Origin of the sequence: uncultured Xanthomonas sp., from assembly GCF_964278005.1 — a bacterium.
Taxonomy (GTDB): Bacteria; Pseudomonadota; Gammaproteobacteria; order Xanthomonadales; family Xanthomonadaceae; genus Xanthomonas_A; species Xanthomonas_A sontii.
On record NZ_CAXYKF010000015.1, the window covers coordinates 201,157 to 218,699 of the forward strand.

The 17,543-nt window shown below is 69.4% G+C and carries 15 protein-coding genes; 13 read left to right on the forward strand and 2 right to left on the reverse strand.

The window, feature by feature from the left end; all coding sequences use genetic code 11:
- Nucleotides 1-136: 136 nt before the first annotated feature.
- The 6 genes from ACHWVH_RS09370 (at nt 137) to ACHWVH_RS09395 (ending at nt 5,819) form a co-directional block, all read left to right on the forward strand.
- Nucleotides 137-952: a glycine zipper 2TM domain-containing protein gene (locus ACHWVH_RS09370; RefSeq protein WP_152235813.1), complete on the forward strand. Its 816-nt coding sequence runs from the start codon at nt 137-139 to the stop codon at nt 950-952.
- Nucleotides 953-1,052: 100 nt separating this feature from the next.
- Nucleotides 1,053-2,228 carry an acyl-CoA dehydrogenase family protein gene (locus ACHWVH_RS09375; protein WP_193314218.1) on the forward strand — a complete coding sequence of 392 codons (1,176 nt, stop codon included), beginning with the start codon at nt 1,053-1,055 and terminating at the stop codon, nt 2,226-2,228.
- 48 nt (nt 2,229-2,276) lie between these two features.
- On the forward strand, nt 2,277-2,816 hold the full coding sequence (locus ACHWVH_RS09380) for a GNAT family N-acetyltransferase (RefSeq protein WP_267100476.1): 540 nt from the start codon (nt 2,277-2,279) through the stop codon (nt 2,814-2,816).
- A 37-nt stretch (nt 2,817-2,853) separates the two neighbouring features.
- Nucleotides 2,854-3,531, forward strand: a complete 678-nt coding sequence (locus tag ACHWVH_RS09385; RefSeq protein ID WP_152239865.1) for a glutathione S-transferase family protein — start codon at nt 2,854-2,856, stop codon at nt 3,529-3,531.
- A gap of 52 nt (nt 3,532-3,583) precedes the next feature.
- Complete coding sequence (locus tag ACHWVH_RS09390; RefSeq protein ID WP_267085536.1) at nt 3,584-4,138, forward strand: NADPH-dependent FMN reductase; 555 nt, start codon at nt 3,584-3,586, stop codon at nt 4,136-4,138.
- A gap of 262 nt (nt 4,139-4,400) precedes the next feature.
- Nucleotides 4,401-5,819: a replicative DNA helicase gene (locus ACHWVH_RS09395; protein ID WP_017909018.1), complete on the forward strand. Its 1,419-nt coding sequence runs from the start codon at nt 4,401-4,403 to the stop codon at nt 5,817-5,819.
- An 83-nt stretch (nt 5,820-5,902) separates the two neighbouring features.
- Here ACHWVH_RS09395 and ACHWVH_RS09400 read toward each other — a convergent pair whose 3' ends face one another.
- A complete protein-coding gene (locus tag ACHWVH_RS09400; protein ID WP_295926062.1) occupies nt 5,903-6,418 on the reverse strand; it encodes a hypothetical protein in 516 nt (171 codons plus the stop codon).
- Between the two features lie 499 nt (nt 6,419-6,917).
- On the opposite strand from ACHWVH_RS09400, the gene ACHWVH_RS09405 reads away from it, so the two are divergent.
- From ACHWVH_RS09405 to ACHWVH_RS09415, 3 genes are all read left to right on the forward strand, one after another.
- Complete coding sequence (locus ACHWVH_RS09405) at nt 6,918-8,339, forward strand: deoxyribodipyrimidine photo-lyase (protein WP_295926065.1); 1,422 nt, start codon at nt 6,918-6,920, stop codon at nt 8,337-8,339.
- Between the two features lie 95 nt (nt 8,340-8,434).
- The gene (locus ACHWVH_RS09410; RefSeq protein ID WP_017909015.1) at nt 8,435-9,889 is read left to right on the forward strand and encodes a wax ester/triacylglycerol synthase family O-acyltransferase; all 1,455 of its coding nucleotides are present in this window, start codon (nt 8,435-8,437) and stop codon (nt 9,887-9,889) included.
- Between the two features lie 94 nt (nt 9,890-9,983).
- On the forward strand, nt 9,984-10,688 hold the full coding sequence (locus ACHWVH_RS09415; protein ID WP_026143200.1) for an OmpA family protein: 705 nt from the start codon (nt 9,984-9,986) through the stop codon (nt 10,686-10,688).
- 95 nt (nt 10,689-10,783) lie between these two features.
- Here ACHWVH_RS09415 and ACHWVH_RS09420 read toward each other — a convergent pair whose 3' ends face one another.
- Nucleotides 10,784-11,881, reverse strand: coding sequence for a LysR family transcriptional regulator (locus tag ACHWVH_RS09420; protein ID WP_043092204.1), 1,098 nt, complete (start codon nt 11,879-11,881; stop codon nt 10,784-10,786).
- A 126-nt stretch (nt 11,882-12,007) separates the two neighbouring features.
- Between ACHWVH_RS09420 and ACHWVH_RS09425 the strand changes: the two genes are divergently transcribed.
- The 4 genes from ACHWVH_RS09425 to ACHWVH_RS09440 all read left to right on the forward strand — a co-directional run bounded on the left by ACHWVH_RS09425 (nt 12,008) and on the right by ACHWVH_RS09440 (nt 17,516).
- Nucleotides 12,008-12,232 (forward strand): hypothetical protein, encoded by a 225-nt coding sequence (locus ACHWVH_RS09425; protein ID WP_394687039.1) that lies wholly within the window; start codon nt 12,008-12,010, stop codon nt 12,230-12,232.
- Nucleotides 12,229-13,002: an SDR family NAD(P)-dependent oxidoreductase gene (locus ACHWVH_RS09430; RefSeq protein WP_394687040.1), complete on the forward strand. Its 774-nt coding sequence runs from the start codon at nt 12,229-12,231 to the stop codon at nt 13,000-13,002. Before ACHWVH_RS09425 ends, ACHWVH_RS09430 begins: the two co-directional genes overlap by 4 nt.
- A gap of 11 nt (nt 13,003-13,013) precedes the next feature.
- Nucleotides 13,014-14,204, forward strand: a complete 1,191-nt coding sequence (locus tag ACHWVH_RS09435; protein ID WP_394687174.1) for an efflux RND transporter periplasmic adaptor subunit — start codon at nt 13,014-13,016, stop codon at nt 14,202-14,204.
- Between the two features lie 141 nt (nt 14,205-14,345).
- On the forward strand, nt 14,346-17,516 hold the full coding sequence (locus ACHWVH_RS09440; protein ID WP_394687041.1) for an efflux RND transporter permease subunit: 3,171 nt from the start codon (nt 14,346-14,348) through the stop codon (nt 17,514-17,516).
- The last annotated feature ends 27 nt before the right edge of the window (nt 17,517-17,543 follow it).

Genomic DNA, 17,543 nt, shown 5'->3' on the forward strand with positions numbered 1-17,543 from the left:
CTTTGATATGGCGACGTTCCGGGGGCGTTACCAGTCGCGTGTACGCCGCGTTACTGAATAGGGAGCGGATCGGTTCAGCTTCGGCATGGTAATCACAGCACCGTAGACAACGCGGTCAGCCCGCAGGAGAGCACACATGAAAAGCACTACGACAACCGTTCTGGTCGCGGCTGGCGCCTTGCTGGTCGGCGGCGTCGCCACCGCGGCCTTCATGAACAATCGTGACAAACCGGTGGACGTCGCCAGCAGCGACGTGCGCCCGGCCCTGGACAATACCCGCGGCGACAGCGCGATGGACAACAGCGTCGGCGGCAAGCTCGAGTACGCCGACGTGGTCCGGGTCGACCCGATTACCCAGAAGCAGCAGCGCTACGCCGAGGTGATCGGCACCGAGCCGCTGCGCCAGACCTCCACCACCACCACGCCGCGCCAGGTGTGCAACGACGTGGTGGTACAGGAGCGCCTGCCCGAGCGCGACGGCAATGTCGGCGGCACCGTGGTCGGTGCGGTGGTCGGCGGCCTGCTCGGCAACCAGATCGGCCATGGCAACGGCCGCAAGGCCGCGACTGCGGCCGGCGCGGTGGCCGGTGGCTTCATCGGCAACCGCATCGACCAGAACCACGTCGGCGGCCGCGTGGTCGACCGTACCGAGCGCCAGTGCCACACCGAGAACAGCACCGCGCAGTCCTCGACCATCACCGGCTACAACGTGACCTACCGCAACGACGACGGCACCACCGGCACCATGCGCATGGACAGCAAGCCGGGCAGCCGCATCGCCATGGGCACGCAGGACGTGGTCAAGGGCTATGACGTGACCTACCGTTACGACGGCCAGGAAAAGACCGTGCGCATGGACGACCGCCCGAACAGCGACCGCCTGCCGGTGCTGGACGGCCGCCTGGTCACCCAGACCGCCTCGGCCGGCGACGTCGCCGTCAGCCAGCGCTGAGTCGCAGCGCGGTTGCACCTCCGAAGGCCGGCGCGTGCGCCGGCCTTCGTCTATCTGCGGGCGGCGGCGCGGGCGGGACCGATACAATGCGGTTTTCGCCGTGGATGCCGCCATGCCCCTGCCTTGCGACGACCTGTTCAACGTAGCCGCGCTGCTCAGCGAGGAGGAGCGCGCGATCCAGCAGGCGGTGGCGCGCTTCGTCGATGCGAAAGTGCTGCCGGTGATCGGCGACGCCTTCGACCAGGCGCGGTTCCCGCGCGAACTGGTGCCGGAACTGGCGCAACTGGGGCTGCTCGGCGCCAGCCTGCCGGCCGGGCAGGGCGGTGGCGGCCTCAACGCGGTCTGCTACGGCCTGATCTGTCAGGAACTGGAGCGCGGCGACAGCGGCCTGCGCAGTTTTGTCAGTGTGCAGTCCTCGCTGTGCATGTACCCGATCCATGCCTATGGCAGCGACGCGCAACGCCAGCGCTGGTTGCCGGCGATGGCCGCCGGCACGGCGATCGGCTGTTTCGGCCTGACCGAGTCCCAGGGCGGCTCCGACCCGGCGGCGATGCAGACCCGTGCGGTCCGCGACGGCGATGGTTGGCGCCTGAGCGGCAGCAAGATGTGGATCACCAACGGCAGCATCGCCGACGTGGCGATCGTGTGGGCGCAGACCGACGACGGCATCCAGGGTTTCCTGGTCGAGGCCGGTACCCCGGGCTTCGGCACCCAGGACATCGCGCACAAGATGAGCCTGCGTGCCTCGGTGACCTCGGCGCTGTTCTTCGACGATGTGCGCCTGCCCGACAGCCAGCGCCTGCCCGGCGTGCGCGGTCTGAAGGGTCCGCTGGCCTGCCTGACCCAGGCCCGCTACGGCATCAGCTGGGGCGCGATCGGCGCGGCCATCGCCTGCCTGCGCGAGGCGCTGGCCTATGCCGGCGAGCGCATGCTGTTCGGGCGGCCGCTGGCGGCGACGCAGAGCGCGCAGATCAAGCTGGCCGACATGGCACGGCGCATCGCCAGCGCGCAGTTGCTGGCGCTGCAACTGGGCCGGCTCAAGGACGCCGGCACGCTGCAGCCGGCGCAGGTGTCGCTGGCCAAGTGGAACAACGTGCGCATGGCCCTGGACATCGCCCGCGAATGCCGCGACCTGCTCGGCGGAGCCGGCATCACCACCGACTACGGTGCGATCCGGCATGCGCTGAACCTGGAATCGGTGATCACCTACGAGGGCACCGAGACCGTGCACCAACTGGTGGTCGGTCGCGAACTGACCGGCATCAATGCGTTTTGAAGCCATCGCCCGCGGCCGGCCGCGGGCCTGTTCAAAGGAGAACCGACGATGAGCGTCTTCGATGTGCGCGTGGAAACCGAGCGCCTGGTGCTGCGCCCGCCCACTGCCGAGGATTTCGCGGCGTTCTGCGCCTTTTCCGCCGACGCCGAGACCATGCATCACCTTGGCGGCGTGCAGGCGCCATCGGTGGTCTGGCGCAGCCTGACCTCGCTGGTCGGCAGCTGGCAGTTGCAGGGATTTGCGATGTTCTCGGTGATCGAGAAGCGTAGCGGGCAGTGGATCGGCCGGGTCGGTCCCTGGCAGCCGTACGGCTGGCCGGGTCCGGAGGTCGGCTGGGGCATCGCCCGCGCGTTCTGGGGCCAGGGCTATGCGCCGGAGGCGGCCGCGGCGTCGATCGGCTGGGCGTTCGCGCAATTGGGCTGGGCCGAGGTGATCCACACCATCGTGCCGGACAACGCCAACTCCAAGGCGGTGGCGGCCAAGCTAGGCTCGCGCTACCTGCGCCAGGACCGCCTGCCCGAGCCGCTGCAGGCATTAGACGTGGAAGTGTGGGGGCAGTCGCGCGCGCAGTGGCAGGCGCGGGGCTGAGCCACGACGACGGCGGCATTCGACACAGGAGCGGCGCATGGCATCCGAACGTTTTCCCCTGACCGTGTACGGCATGGCGCTGTCCGGCAATTGCTACAAGGTGCGGCTGTTGCTGGACCAGCTCGGCTGCGGCTACCGCTGGGTCGAGGTCGACAGCGCCAACGGCCAGACCCGCACCCCGGCGTTCCTGGCCAAGAATCCCAACGGCAAGGTGCCGTTGCTGGAACGCGAGGATGGGCGCGTGCTGGCCGAATCCAACGCCATCCTGTGCTGGTTGGCCGAGGGCACCGGGTATCTGCCCGCCGATCCCTGGCAGCGCGCGCAGGCGCTGAGCTGGCTGTTCTTCGAGCAGTACAGCCACGAACCCTACGTGGCGGTGGCGCGTTTCGTCTGCGGCTGGACGCCGCCCGACTCGCCGCGCCGTGCCGAACTGCCGCGCCTGCGCGAGGGCGCGACGCGGGCGCTGGCGGTGATGGAGCAGCATCTGCAGGCGCAGGCCTGGTTCACCGGGCCGGCCTACGGCATCGCCGATATCGCGTTGTTCGCCTATACGCATTGCGCCGGCGATGCCGGCATCGCGCTGACCCAGTATCCGGCACTGTGCGACTGGCTGCAGCGGGTGCGCGCGACGCCGGGTTTCGTGGCGCTGCCGCCGCTGCCGGAGGACGTGCAGGCACGCCTGGCGCAGACCGGGACGTCAACGGCGTTCACCTGACTGCCGCGCGCCGGCAGCTAGCCTGCAGGTCCATTCGGTCAGGAGTAACGCCATGAGCCAGTACCGCATCGCCGTGTTCGTCGGCAGCCTGCGCAAGGAGTCGTTCAACCGGCGCCTGGCGCACGCGCTGGAGCGACTTGCGGGCGACCGCGCCCGTTTCGAGTACGTCGAGATCGGCGACCTGCCGCTGTACAACCAGGACCACGACCACGACTATCCGGCGCAGGGCCGGCGCCTGAAGACGCAGGTCAGCGGCGCCGACGCGGTGCTGTTCGTCACCCCCGAATACAACCGTTCCATTCCCGGCGTGCTCAAGAACGCCATCGACCTGGGCTCGCGGCCGTACGGCGAGAGCGCCTTCGCCGGCAAGCCGGCGGCGGTGTGCGGGACCTCGCCGGGGGCGATCGGCACCGCCATGGCGCAGCAGCACCTGCGCAACGTGCTGGCCTACCTGGACATGCCGGTGTTGGGGCAGCCGGAGATCTTTCTGCAGTTCAGGGAGGGCCTGATCGCCGAGGATGGCGCGATCGACGACGAGCGCACGCGCAAGTTCCTCGCCGGCTTCGTCGACAAGTTCATCGCCTGGATCGACGAACTGCAGGCCTGAGCGCCATTGCGGCGCATGCCGTGGTGCGCGGATGGGGCAGTGAGAGCCTTGTGTGACGCGGCCTCGGCGAGGTTCTCAACCGCTTGTCCCCAGACTTGTCCCCAGCCTCTGGCGAGGCGGGACGACGCAGGTGCCGCCGCTCAGGCAGGCGCCCTGTGTTGAGCGTCGCCCTAGCCCCGGCCGGGCGCGGCGACTAAAATCGGCGCCCGGGCCGCGGTGAGGCCGCGCCCGGCGCCCGCGCCCCACAGAGAAGACCCAGCCTATGTCCGCCCGTCCCGGCTACCGCGGCGATCGCAAAAGCGAGCGCAGCGAACGCAGCGAGCCGCGTCTCGACCAGTTGCGCGTGCCGCCGCACTCGATCGAGGCCGAACAGGCCGTGCTCGGCGGCCTGATGCTGGCACCGGACGCCTACGACCGGGTCAACGACCAGCTCACCGAGAACGATTTCTACCGGCGCGATCACCAGTTGATCTACCGCGCGATCCGCGAGTTGGCCGAGAAGGGACGCCCGTTCGATGCGGTGACGCTGGGCGAGTGGTTCGAATCGCAGGGCAAGCTGGAGATGGTCGGCGATGGCGCCTACCTGATCGAACTGGCCAGCACCACGCCCTCGGCCGCCAACATCGTCGCCTACGCCGAGATCGTCCGCGACAAGGCGGTGCTGCGGCAGTTGATCGAGGTCGGCACCACCATCGTCAACGACGGCTTCCAGCCGGAAGGGCGCGAGAGTTCGGAACTGCTGGCGTCGGCGGAAAAGGCGGTGTTCCAGATCGCCGAGGCCGGCGCGCGCGGGCGCAGCGACTTCGTGGCGATGCCCGGCGCGTTGAAGGACGCGTTCGAGGAACTGCGCAACCGCTTCGAGAACGGCGGCAACATCACCGGCCTGCCGACCGGCTACAACGACTTCGACGCGATGACCGCCGGCCTGCAGCCGACCGACCTGATCATCCTCGCCGCGCGTCCGGCGATGGGCAAGACCACCTTCGCGCTGAACATCGCCGAATACGCGGCGATCAAGTCGAAGAAGGCGGTGGCGGTGTTCTCGATGGAAATGTCCGCCTCGCAGCTGGCGATGCGCCTGATCTCCTCCAACGGCCGCATCAACGCGCAGCGCCTGCGCACCGGCCAGCTCGAGGACGAGGACTGGGCGCGGGTCACCGGTGCGATCAAGATGCTCAAGGAGACCAAGATCTTCATCGACGACACGCCGGGCGTGTCGCCGGAAGTGCTGCGCTCCAAGGCGCGCCGGCTCAAGCGCGAGCACGACCTGGGCCTGATCGTGATCGACTACCTGCAGCTGATGTCGGTGCCCGGCAACAGCGAGAACCGCGCCACCGAGATCTCGGAGATCTCGCGCTCGCTCAAGGGCCTGGCCAAGGAGCTGGGGGTGCCGGTGATCGCGCTGTCGCAGCTCAACCGCTCGCTGGAAACCCGCACCGACAAGCGCCCGGTGATGGCCGACCTGCGCGAATCGGGCGCGATCGAGCAGGACGCGGACATGATCGTGTTCATCTACCGCGACGACTACTACAACAAGGAAAATTCGCCGGACAAGGGCCTGGCCGAAATCATCATCGGCAAGCACCGTGGCGGCCCGACCGGGTCGTGCAAGCTCAAGTTCTTCGGCGAATACACCCGCTTCGACAATCTCGCCCACGACTCGGTGGGCGCATTCGAGTGAGCCTGCGCGCTACGCGCACATCATCTTGCGAGTGCGGCGCCCGGTACGTTCCGGGCGCCGGCTGGTAGCGTATGGAGCGAGGATCACTCGGGGATCTGGATTTCCATGTTGCTAGTGGTGTCGTAGGTGTTGGCACCATATTCTGCGTGGTGAGTGCACACCACGGTGATCTTGCGATAGGTGCCATAGCCGAGGACCCAAGGAGATTTGAAATGCACGTCGACCAGGGCGCCGTTGCGTTCCTCGTCGTAGTCAGACTCGGAGTGGCCATATACGTCGTAGGCTTTGCAGTTCACGTTCATGTAATCGGCGTCGACACGGTTGTTACTGGCATTGGCGAAGCGCGAGTACGCGCGGATCACCACACGCTTGGCACCGGCTGGACCATTTTCGGTCTGATATCCCTGGTTCTGGATCACGCCCTGCAGCGTGTAGACCGGCGTGCTGCCGCCGCCACCACCGCCGCCACACGATGCTTCGGCGTCGCCTTGCAAGACTTCGTTCTGCTGCAGCCCGGGTTCGGGCTCGCACGCCATCGCCAGCGGGGCGGCGAGGCTCAGTGCGAGGGTGAGGGCGGCTTTTGCGATGCGCTTGTCCATGGGTCTTGCTCTCCTGAAATCATTGCGGATGTCGGCGATGGGCGTGGCCGTGCTGCGCCGTTGGCTGCCCGCAGCGCGTCGCGGCCCTGTCGATGCAGGTCCGGGCGCGGGCGGTTCGGGGCGCACGCAACCGCGCTCGCCGGCCGTGATGACCGTGAGATCGCAGAGGCGATGGCGGATGTTCCCCCCGTGCGCGCGAGACGGCCGTGGCCATGTCGTGCGCGGTGCAGCGAAAGCACGAATGACGTCCTTCCCCGGAACGTCATCCATCAGCAGCGGTCGCGGCGCCGTTTCGACATGACGGCGCCCGCCACGGCGTTATAGCAGGGCGGACGAGGCGCGCGTGCGCGGCGCGCGGCGATGTCTACGAAATCCGGCCAGCGCGACACTTGCTGCGCCAGGATCGGCGGTGTCGAAGCATGTGCGACTCGCGCCGCATGCTCACCTGGCCGCTGCACCCGATCCGTATCATGGCGCGTCCTTCGCTGCGTCCCTTCGCATGAGCTACGCCATCGTCTGGTTCCGGCGCGACCTGCGCCTGCACGATCAACCTGCCTTGCAGGCCGCTTTGGATGCCGGCCATACGCCGGTGCCGGTGTATCTGCACAGCCCGGAAGACGAGGGCGCATGGGCCGCCGGCGCGGCTTCGCGCAGTTGGCTGCAGCGCTCGCTGGCGGCGCTGGACGCGCAACTGCGTGCGCGCGGTTCGTGCCTGATCCTGCGCCAGGGCCCGGCCGAGACCGCCTTGCGCCAGGTGATCGCCGACTGCGGCGCGGTGGCGGTGTACTGGAACCGGCGCTACGAGCCGGCCACGCAGCCGCGCGATGCGCGGCTCAAGCGCGAACTGCGCGAGCAGGGCCTGGAGGTGCACAGCCACAACAGCGCGCTGCTGTTCGAACCCTGGCAACTGGCGACGCAGCAGGGCGGCCCGTACAAGGTGTTCACCCCGTTCTGGCGCAGCGCCTTGAGCCATTGGCAGGTGCCCGCGTTGCAGGCCGCGCCGAAGGCGCTGCCAGCGCCGCCCAAGGATCTGGACAGCCTGCCGCTGCAACGACTCGGCCTGGCGCCGGCGCTGGACTGGGACCGCGGCTTCTGGGAGGTCTGGCAGCCGGGCGAGGCGGGCGCACACGAGGCGCTGGACGTGTTCGTCGACGGCGCGCTGCGCGACTATCTCGATGGCCGCGACCGCCCCGACCAGGTCGGCACCTCGCGGCTGTCGCCGCACCTGCATTTCGGCGAGATCGCGCCATGGCGCATCGTCGCGACGCTGGAACGGCAGCGCCGCGCCGCCACCGCCGCGGCGATCGACGGCTACATCCGCCAGCTCGGCTGGCGCGATTTCGCCCACCACCTGCTGCACCATTTCCCGGACACGCCCGAGCGCAACCTCAATCCGCGCTTCGAGCGCTTTCGCTGGGCCAAGCCCGATGCGGCGACATTGCACGCCTGGCAGCGCGGACGCACCGGCGTGCCGATCGTCGATGCCGGCCTGCGCGAGCTGTGGCACACTGGCTGGATGCACAACCGCGTGCGCATGATCGTCGCCAGCTACCTGTGCAAGCACCTGCGCGTGCATTGGTCCGAAGGCGCGCGCTGGTTCTGGGACACCCTGGTCGATGCCGACCTGGCCAACAACACCCTGGGCTGGCAGTGGGTGGCCGGCACCGGCGCCGATGCCGCGCCGTATTTCCGCGTGTTCAATCCGGTGACCCAGGCGCAGAAGTTCGATCCGAAGGGCGAGTACATCGCGCGTTGGGTGCCGGAACTGGCAGCGCTGCCGGTGGCCGACCGCTTTGCGCCCTGGCAGGCACCGCAGCGACTGGCGCACGCCGCCCCGCAGTATCCGCGGCAGCCGATCGTGGACCTGGCCGCCGGCCGCGATGCGGCGCTGGCCGCCTATCGCGAGACCGCCGCCGGCTGAGCACTGCGCGGTGTTGCGTGGCGCAGCACGGCCGCAGGCGCGATTGACGCCCTTCGCGGGGCCATGATTCACTCCGGGCTCGGACAGGAGCCCGCATGGCCACCAGCTCAGCTCGCCGCAAGCCGCAGCGCGAACCGATGTCGCGCGTGGACACCGCCTGGTTGCGGATGGACCGGCCGACCAATCCGATGATGATCACCGGCGTGCTGATGTTCGACGAGCCGCTGACCCTGCCTGCGCTCAAGCAACTGGTGCGCAAGCGCTTCCTGGCCTTCCCGCGGTTCCTGCAGAAGCCGGTGGAGACCGCCACCGGCGCCTACTGGCAGCGCGACGACGATTTCGATCTGGACTGGCACGTGCGCCTGTCGGCCTTGCCCGGGCGCGGGCAGAAGAAGGCGCTGGAGCGCTTCGCCGGGCAGATGGCCTCCACGCCCTTGGACAAGACCAAGCCGCTGTGGCAGTTCCACCTGATCGAGCGCTACGAAGGCGGCTCGGCGCTGGTGGCGCGCATCCACCACAGCTATGCCGACGGCATCGCGCTGGTGCAGGTGCTGCTGTCGCTGACCGATACCCAGCGCACCCCGGAGCCGTCGGCGCAGCTCGGGCGCGCCTGGCTCAAGGACGACGGCAAGGAGGTGGTGCGCCGGGTCGGCGCGGTGGACCGCTACCTCAAGCTCGGCGGGCGCATGCTCGACAAGGGCCGGGCGATGGCGCAGGACCCGAACCTGCCGCAGATGCTGGCGCGCGAAGGCGGGCTGATCGGCCGTGAACTGGTCAATGCGCTGCTGCTGGCCGACGATCCGCCGACGCTGCTGCGCGGCCGCCTCGGCGTCAGCAAGCGCGTGGCCTGGGCCGAGCCGCTGGACCTGGACGAGGTCAAGGCGGTCGGCCGCGCCTGCGACTGCACGGTCAACGACGTGCTGATGGCGACCATGGCCGGCGCCTTGCGCGATTACATGCTCGAACGCGGCGAACGCCTGGACGGGGTGACCCTGCGCGCCACCGTGCCGGTCAACCTGCGCCCGCTGGAGCACGCGCGCAAGCTCGGCAACCACTTCGGCCTGGTGTTCCTGGACCTGCCGGTGGGCGAGGCCAATCCGGTGCGGCGCCTGCAGTGCGTGGCCGAGTCGATGCAGCAGCTCAAGCAGTCGCGCCAGGCGATGGTGGTGTTCGGCCTGCTGGCGGCGGTGGGCATGGCGCCGGCGGCGCTGCAGTCGGCGGCGCTGGACCTGTTCAGCCGCAAGGCCACCACCGTGGCGACCAACGTGCCGGGGCCGCAGCAGCCGCTGTACCTGGCCGGCAGCCGCGTGCGCGAGATGATGTTCTGGGTGCCGCAGACCGGCTCGATCGGCGTCGGCGTGTCGATCATGAGCTACAACCACCGCGTGCACTTCGGCCTGATCGGCGATGCGCGGCTGATTCCCGATCCGGACGCGGTGATGCGGCGGGTCGGCGCCGAATTCGAAAAGCTGCTGTACCTGGCGCTGATGGGCGATTGGGAGCAGCCGCTGCGCGCGGCCGACGCCGAAGACCTGCTGCCGTCTTCCTGAACCGGGCGCATCGCGCGCCGGGCTGCGTTCATCCGCGCCTCGCGTGGCCCTGTTTATGCTGCGGCCACGTCAAACCAGGTTCGGAGAGAACATGATGAAAACGACCACCCTTCGCGGCGTGTCCGTGGCCCTGGCCAGTGCGCTGGTGCTGTCCGCCTGCGCCACCGGCGGCTCCTACGTGCAGCGCGACCAGTACGGCAATCCCACCGAGCAGCAGAACCGCACCGGCCGCGGCGCGCTGATCGGCACCGCGGTCGGCGTCGCCGCCGGCCTGCTCAGCGGCAGCAGCGCCACCGAGCGCCGCCAGCACGCGATGATCGGCGCCGGTATCGGCGCGCTCAGCGGCGCGGCGATCGGCAACTACCAGGATCGGCAGGAACGCGCGCTGCGCGAGCGCACCGCCAACACCGGTATCGACGTGCGCCGCGACGGCGACAACATCACCCTCAATCTGCCCGACGGCATCACCTTCGACTTCAACCAGTCCACGCTCAAGCCGCAGTTCTATTCGGCGCTCAACGGCGTGGCCCAGACCCTGGGCGAATACAACCAGACCATGATCGAGGTGGTCGGACACACCGACAGCATCGGCAGCGATGCGGTCAACCAGCGTCTGTCCGAGCAGCGCGCGTCCTCGGTGGCCGCCTACCTGACCGCGCAGGGCGTGCAGCCCGAGCGCATCCAGACCCTGGGCGCGGGCAAGAAGTACCCGATCGCCGACAACAGCACCGAGGCCGGTCGCGCGCAGAACCGCCGCGTGGAGATCCGCGTGGTGCCGCTGCGCGCCTCGGCCGGCTGACCGATCCGATCCGCCGACCGCAACGACGAACGGGCCGCACTGCGGCCCGTTCGCGTTTTTGCGCTGCTGCTGCGACGCGTTGTGCGCGGCGCGGCTCAGACCAGTGCCGCGTCCTCTTCGTCCTCGGCTTCCGTCTCCAGCGCCGCCGGCACCGGCGCCGGTGTGGCTGCGACGCGGGGCAGGCTGGCCAGCGACTGGGTGTTCATCGCCACACCGCTGCAGAGGGTGAACTCGGCGCCGTCCTCGGCCTGCTGCGTGGCCAGCTTGGCCGGGCACTGCGCCATCATGTAGCTGACGTCGAAGTTGAGCTTGTCGACCAGGAAGTCGACGAAGGCGCGCACCTTCGGCGAGAGCATGCGCCCGCCCGGGAACACCGCGTTGAAGTCCAGGTCCGGCCCGACCCAGCCGCCGAGCACGCGCCGCGCCTTGCCGGCCTCGATCAGCGGCTTGATCGTCGCGTCGCTGGCCAGCACCAGGCCTTCGCCGCAGACCAGGCCGCCGATCAGCGCCGCCGAATCGTTGGCCAGCAGGATCGGCTGGACCAGGAATTCGCCGCTCTGCTTGCCGTTGCGCAGCGGCCAGCACAGCCGGTTGCCGCCGCCGCGGCCGTTGCTCAGCGCCAGCGTGCGGTGGTGCTGCAGATCGTCCGGATGCAGCGGTTCGCCATGGCGCTCGATGTAATACGGGCTGGCGAAGACCTGGGTGCGGAAGGTGGCGAGCTTGCGCGCGACCATGGTCGAATCCGGCAGCGTGCCCATGTGCAGGGCCACGTCCACGCCTTCGGCGATCGGGTCGACCTTGTCGCTGGTCATGATCATCTCCAGGCGCACTTCCGGGTGCTGGCGGTGGAATTCGCCCAGGATCGGCGCCACCCACGAGATGCCGGCCGAATAGGGCACGCTGAAGCGCAGCCAGCCGCGCGGGCCGGCCTGCAGCTGGCCCACCGCGCTCTCGGCTTCCTCCAGTTCGCGGGCGATGCGCTGGCAATGCTCGTGGTAGACCGCGCCGGCCTCGGTCAGCCCGAGCCGGCGCGTGGTCCGGTGCAGCAGGCGCGCGCCCAGCCGCGCCTCCAGGTCCTGCACCTTGCGGCTGACGGTGGTCTTGGGCAGGCCGAGGGCGTTGGCCGCGGCGATGAAGCTGCCTTGCTCGACCACCTTGACGAAGATCAGGGTGTCGTTGAGATCGTGGCTCATGGCGGTTCCTTGAGGTGGAGACGATTGGACCGATAGCGGGACGATTATTCCCCTTAATTCGGACTAATCAAGTGCGACTTTGGCGCCTAATTTGTCCGCATTCGCCACCGCCGACGGTCTTTGCTCATGTCGATGCGCACCCTGTTCCAGTTTTTCGCCTGCCCCGATCGCCAGCTGCGGCGCCGTTCCGCGCCGGTGGCGACGGCGCAATCCCTTTACCCGAGTGCGTTTCGCGAGTTCACGCCGCCGCCGCGGCGGCAGGGCGGCAGCAGCCTGCGCCTGGGCGCGTCCGGCACCGACCGGCTGGGGCGAATCGCGATTGTCCCGTCCGCGGGAGGAAAAGTCCCGTGAGCGGGATGTTGGCCCCCGAAGTCCTGGTCCTCGGGGGCAGCGGCACGGTCGGGCAGGGCGTGGTCCAGGCGTTGCTGGAGGCGGGCAGCCCGGTGCTGGCAGTGGCGCGCGATCGCGCCCGCCTGACCGCGCTGCGCGATCGCCACCGCGACGAACCCGGGCTGGACGTGCTGTCCGGTTCGGTCGGCACCGACGCGGCTGCCGCGGCCCTGGTCGCCGAGGTCGCGCAGCGGCCGCGGCCGCTGGCCGCGGTGGTCGCCGCCCTGGGCAGCCCGCTGCGCCCCGGGCGCCTGCTGGAGCGACCGCTGGGGGCGCTGCGCCGGCGCCTGGATGCGGATCTGCTGCCGCATCTGGCTGCCGCCCGGCATCTGTTGCCGCTGCTGGCGCAGCACGAGCGCGGCGCCCGTTACGTGCTGCTGGGCAGCCCCTGCGCACTGCGTGCCTGGTCCGGGCACGGCGACAGTTCGGTCGCGGCCTCCGCGATCCGCATGCTCGCGCAGGTGCTGCACGAGGAAGCCAAGCCGCTGGGCGTGCACGTGCACCTGCTGTCGCTGTCCGCGCCGGTGTGCCGCAGCGACGACGCCATCGGCGACTGCCCGGAGTGGTTCACCACCCTCGGCGTCGGCCGCGCCGTGGTCCACCTGCTCGCCGATGCGCAGCGGCCGGACCGCGCCCTGGTCGAGATCGACCGCCGCCACTTTGCCCAGCCGCGCAGCGCCTTGCTCACCCCCTTGCCGTTTTCCTTCTCCACCCACGAGGTCTTTCCATGAATCCGATTCCGATGCCGTCGCGCCTGCTGCCGGGCGCACTGCGCCCGCTGGCGGTGGCGCTGCTGGTCGCCACGCTCGCCGCCTGCGGCGGCAAGGCCAACGAACAGGGCGCGCCGCCGCCGCCGAGCGTGGGCGTGGCGCCCGCGCTGCAGAAGCAGATCAGTCAGTGGGACGAGTTCAGCGGCCGCGTCGAGGCGGTCGAGCACGTCGACCTGCGCCCGCGCGTGTCCGGCTACATCGACAAGGTCAACTACGTCGAAGGGCAGGAGGTGAAGAAGGGCGATGTGCTGTTCACCATCGACGCGCGCAGCTACCGCGCCGACCTGGCCCGCGCCGAGGCCGATCTGGCGCGCGCGCGCACCCAGGCCAAGCTCAGCGCCAGCGAGGCCGCGCGCGCCAAGACCCTGTCCGAACAGCAGGCCATCTCCACCGAGAGCTGGGAACAGCGGCGCGCCGCGGCCGAGCAGGCACAGGCCGACGTGCTGGCCGCGCAGGCGGCGGTGGACAGCGCACGCTTGAACCTGGAATGGACCCAGGTGCGCGCGCCGATCGCCGGCCGCGCCGGCCGCGCGATGGTCACCGCCGGCAACCTGGTCAGCGCCGGCGACAGCGCCAGCGTGCTGACCACGCTGGTGTCGCTGGACAAGGTGCACGTGTACTTCGATGCCGACGAAGGCACCTTCCTGCGCTATGCGCAGATGGCGCGCGACGGCCAGCGCCCGAGCGAGCGCGACGGCAGCCTGCCGGTGCAGGTCGGCCTGGTCGGCGAGGACGGCTATCCGCATGCCGGCAAGGTCGACTTCCTCGACAACCAGTTGGTGCGCAGCACCGGCACCATCCACGTGCGCGCGTTGCTGGACAACGCCGATCGCCGCTTCACCCCCGGCCTGTTCGCGCGGGTGCGGCTGCTCGGCAGCGGCCGCTTCGACGCGGTGCTGATCGACGACCGCGCGGTGCTCACCGACCAGGACCGCAAGTACGTCTACGTGGTCGACAAGGACGGCAAGGCGCAGCGGCGCGACGTGCAGCTCGGCCGCAGCGCCGAGGGCCTGCGCATCGTGCGCAGCGGCCTGTCCGCCGGCGACAAGGTCATCGTCGACGGCGTGCAGAAGGTGTTCATGCCCGGCATGCCGGTGCAGGCCAAGCCGATCGCGCAGACCGCGTCGCCTGCCGCACCGCGCCAGGCCGTCGCCCTCGACTGAGTCGCGGGCGCCGACGCAGCACCGGCCGGGTCATGACCTGCCGGCCGCGCCCCGCCGGGCCCGCGATGGCCCGGCGTCGCCACCGGCATGCCTGCGTCCGCGCCCGGCCCCCCGTTTCATCCGTTTCCAGGACCACCACCCATGGACTTTTCCAGATTCTTCATCGACCGGCCGATCTTCGCCGCCGTGCTGTCGATCATCATCTTCGCCGCGGGCCTGATCGCCATCCCGCTGCTGCCCATCGGCGAATACCCGGACGTGGTGCCGCCTTCGGTGGTGGTGCGCACGGTGTATCCGGGCGCCAACCCCAAGGTCATCGCCGAGACCGTCGCCACGCCGCTGGAGGAAGCGATCAACGGCGTGGAGAACATGATGTACATCAAGTCGGTCGCCGGCTCCGACGGCGTGCTGCAGATGACCGTGACCTTCCGCCCGGGCACCGATCCGGACGATGCCGCGGTCAAGGTGCAGAACCGCGTGGCGCAGGCGCAGGCGCGCCTGCCCGAGGACGTGCGCCGGCAGGGCGTGACCACGCAGAAGCAGTCGCCGACCTTCCTGATGGTGGTGCACCTGACCTCGCCCAAGGGCAAGTACGACACCCTGTACCTGCGCAACTACGCGCGCCTGCACGTCAAGGACGCGCTGGCGCGGATCCAGGGCGTGGGCGATGCGCAGGTGTTCGGCGGCGGCGACTACGCGATGCGCGCCTGGCTGGACCCGGAGCGGGTGGCCGCGCGCGGGCTCACCGCCAGCGACGTGGTCGCGGCGATGCGCGAGCAGAACGTGCAGGTCTCCGCCGGCCAGCTCGGCGCCGAGCCGATGCCGGAGAGCAAGTTCCTGACCCTGATCAACGCGCAGGGCCGCCTGCGTACCGAACAGGAGTTCGGCGACATCGTGCTCAAGGTCGGCGCCGACGGCCAGACCGTGCGCCTGTCCGACGTCGCCCGGCTGCAGCTGGGCGCCGGCGACTACACCCTGCGCGCGCAGCTGGACGGCAAGAACGCGGTCGGCATCGGCATCTTCCAGGCGCCGGGCGCCAATGCGCTGCAGATCCGCGACCAGGTCATCGCCAAGATGGACGAGCTGACCAAGCAGTTCCCGGACGACGTGAAGTACGAAGCGGTGTACGACACCACCATCTTCGTGCGCGACTCGATCAGCGCGGTGGTCCACACCCTGCTGGAGGCGGTGCTGCTGGTGGTGCTGGTGGTGATCCTGTTCCTGCAGACCTGGCGCGCCTCGATCATTCCGCTGATCGCGGTGCCGGTGTCGGTGGTCGGTACCTTCGCCGCGTTGTACCTGCTGGGCTTCTCGATCAACACGCTGACCCTGTTCGGGCTGGTGCTGGCGATCGGCATCGTGGTCGACGATGCGATCGTGGTGGTGGAGAACGTGGAGCGCAACATCGAGGAGGGGCTGACCCCGCTGGCAGCCGCCCACCAGGCGATGCGCGAGGTGTCCGGCCCGATCATCGCGATCGCGCTGGTACTGTGCGCGGTGTTCGTGCCGATGGCGTTCCTGTCCGGGGTCACCGGGCAGTTCTACAAGCAGTTCGCGGTGACCATCGCCATCTCCACGGTGATCTCGGCGATCAACTCGCTGACCCTGTCGCCGGCGCTGGCCGCGCGCCTGCTGCAAGGCCACGATGCGCCCAAGGACCGCTTGTCGCGTGGCATGGAGCGGCTGTTCGGCGGCTGGCTGTTCCGTCCGTTCAATCGCTTCTTCCACCGCAGTTCCGACCGCTACCAGGGTGCGGTGTCGCGCATCCTCGGCCGCCGCGGCGCGGTGTTCGCGGTGTACGTGGCGCTGCTGCTGGTCACCGGACTGATGTTCAAGGCGGTGCCGGGCGGCTTCATCCCGACCCAGGACAAGATGTACCTGATCGCCGGTGTGAAGCTGCCGGAGGGCGCCTCGATCGAGCGCACCGACGCGATGCTGCGCAAGGTCGCCACCATCGCCATGCAGACCGATGGCGTGGCGCATGCGATCTCGTTCCCGGGCCTCAACGCGCTGCAGTTCACCAACACGCCCAACACCGGCGTGGTGTTCCTGCCGCTGAAGCCGTTCGCCGAGCGCCACCGCAGCGCGCTGGAGATCAATGCCGAGATCAACCAGCGCATCTCGCAGTTGGGCGAGGGCATGTCGTTCGCCTTCATGCCGCCGCCGATCCTCGGCCTGGGCAATGGCAACGGCTACCAGCTGTTTATCGAGGACCGCGCCAACCTCGGCTACGGCGCGCTGCAGAACGCGGTCAGCACCATGCAGGGCGCGGTGGCGCAGACCCCGGGCATGAGCTTCCCGATCGGCACGTATCAGGCCAACGTGCCGCAGCTCGACGCCGAGGTCGACCGGGTCAAGGCCAAGGCCCAGGGCGTGGCCCTGACCGATCTGTTCGACACCTTGCAGACCTACCTGGGCTCGACCTACGTCAACGACTTCAACCAGTTCGGCCGCACCTGGCAGGTGATCGCCCAGGCCGATGCGCCGTTCCGCGAGAGCGTGGAGGACATCGCCCGGCTGCGCACCCGCAACGCCAACGGCGAAATGGTGCCGATCGGCTCGATGGTGACGATCAAGCAGACCTACGGTCCGGACCCGGTGCTGCGCTACAACGGCTATCCGGCCGCCGACCTGGCCGGCGAAGCGGATGCGCGCTCGCTGTCCTCGGCCGAGGCGATGGCCAAGATCACCCAGATCGCCAAGCAGGTGCTGCCCAACGGCATGGAGATCGAGTGGACCGACCTGAGCTACCAGCAGGCCACCCAGGGCAATGCGGCGCTGGTGGTGTTCCCGCTGGCGGTGCTGCTGGCGTTCCTGGTGCTGGCGGCGCTGTACGAGAGCTGGACGCTGCCGCTGGCGGTGATCCTGATCGTGCCGATGACCCTGCTGTCGGCGCTGTTCGGGGTGTGGCTGAGCGACGGCGACAACAACGTGTTCGTGCAGGTGGGTCTGGTGGTGCTGATGGGCCTGGCGTGCAAGAACGCGATCCTCATCGTCGAGTTCGCCCGCGAGCTGGAACTGCAGGGCAAGGGCATCGTCGAATCGGCGCTGCAGGCCTGCCGCCTGCGCCTGCGCCCGATCGTGATGACCTCCATCGCCTTCATCGCCGGCACGGTGCCGCTGGTGTTCTCGCATGGCGCGGGCGCGGAAGTGCGCTCTGCCACCGGCATCACCGTGTTCGCCGGCATGCTGGGCGTGACCCTGTTCGGTCTGTTCCTCACTCCCGTGTTCTATGTCGCCCTGCGCAAGCTGGCCGGGCGGCCGCTGGTCTCGCATGCGCCGGCCCACGCCGACGCGCCGGCGCACGGCTGATCCTTTTCCCATCCTTCTCAGGAGTTT

Excerpts from the sequence above, each read along its gene's own strand:
- ACHWVH_RS09390 (WP_267085536.1), top strand. The coding sequence starts at position 3,584 with ATGAGCCAGTACCGCATCGCCGTGTTCGTCGGCAGCCTGCGCAAGGAG.
- ACHWVH_RS09380 (WP_267100476.1), top strand. The coding sequence starts at position 2,277 with ATGAGCGTCTTCGATGTGCGCGTGGAAACCGAGCGCCTGGTGCTGCGC.
- ACHWVH_RS09385 (WP_152239865.1), top strand. The coding sequence starts at position 2,854 with ATGGCATCCGAACGTTTTCCCCTGACCGTGTACGGCATGGCGCTGTCC.
- ACHWVH_RS09400 (WP_295926062.1), bottom strand. The coding sequence starts at position 6,418 with ATGGACAAGCGCATCGCAAAAGCCGCCCTCACCCTCGCACTGAGCCTC.
- ACHWVH_RS09410 (WP_017909015.1), top strand. The coding sequence starts at position 8,435 with ATGGCCACCAGCTCAGCTCGCCGCAAGCCGCAGCGCGAACCGATGTCG.
- ACHWVH_RS09395 (WP_017909018.1), top strand. The coding sequence starts at position 4,401 with ATGTCCGCCCGTCCCGGCTACCGCGGCGATCGCAAAAGCGAGCGCAGC.
- ACHWVH_RS09440 (WP_394687041.1), top strand. The coding sequence starts at position 14,346 with ATGGACTTTTCCAGATTCTTCATCGACCGGCCGATCTTCGCCGCCGTG.
- ACHWVH_RS09425 (WP_394687039.1), top strand. The coding sequence starts at position 12,008 with ATGTCGATGCGCACCCTGTTCCAGTTTTTCGCCTGCCCCGATCGCCAG.
- ACHWVH_RS09435 (WP_394687174.1), top strand. The coding sequence starts at position 13,014 with ATGCCGTCGCGCCTGCTGCCGGGCGCACTGCGCCCGCTGGCGGTGGCG.
- ACHWVH_RS09405 (WP_295926065.1), top strand. The coding sequence starts at position 6,918 with ATGAGCTACGCCATCGTCTGGTTCCGGCGCGACCTGCGCCTGCACGAT.
- ACHWVH_RS09415 (WP_026143200.1), top strand. The coding sequence starts at position 9,984 with ATGAAAACGACCACCCTTCGCGGCGTGTCCGTGGCCCTGGCCAGTGCG.
- ACHWVH_RS09420 (WP_043092204.1), bottom strand. The coding sequence starts at position 11,881 with ATGAGCCACGATCTCAACGACACCCTGATCTTCGTCAAGGTGGTCGAG.
- ACHWVH_RS09370 (WP_152235813.1), top strand. The coding sequence starts at position 137 with ATGAAAAGCACTACGACAACCGTTCTGGTCGCGGCTGGCGCCTTGCTG.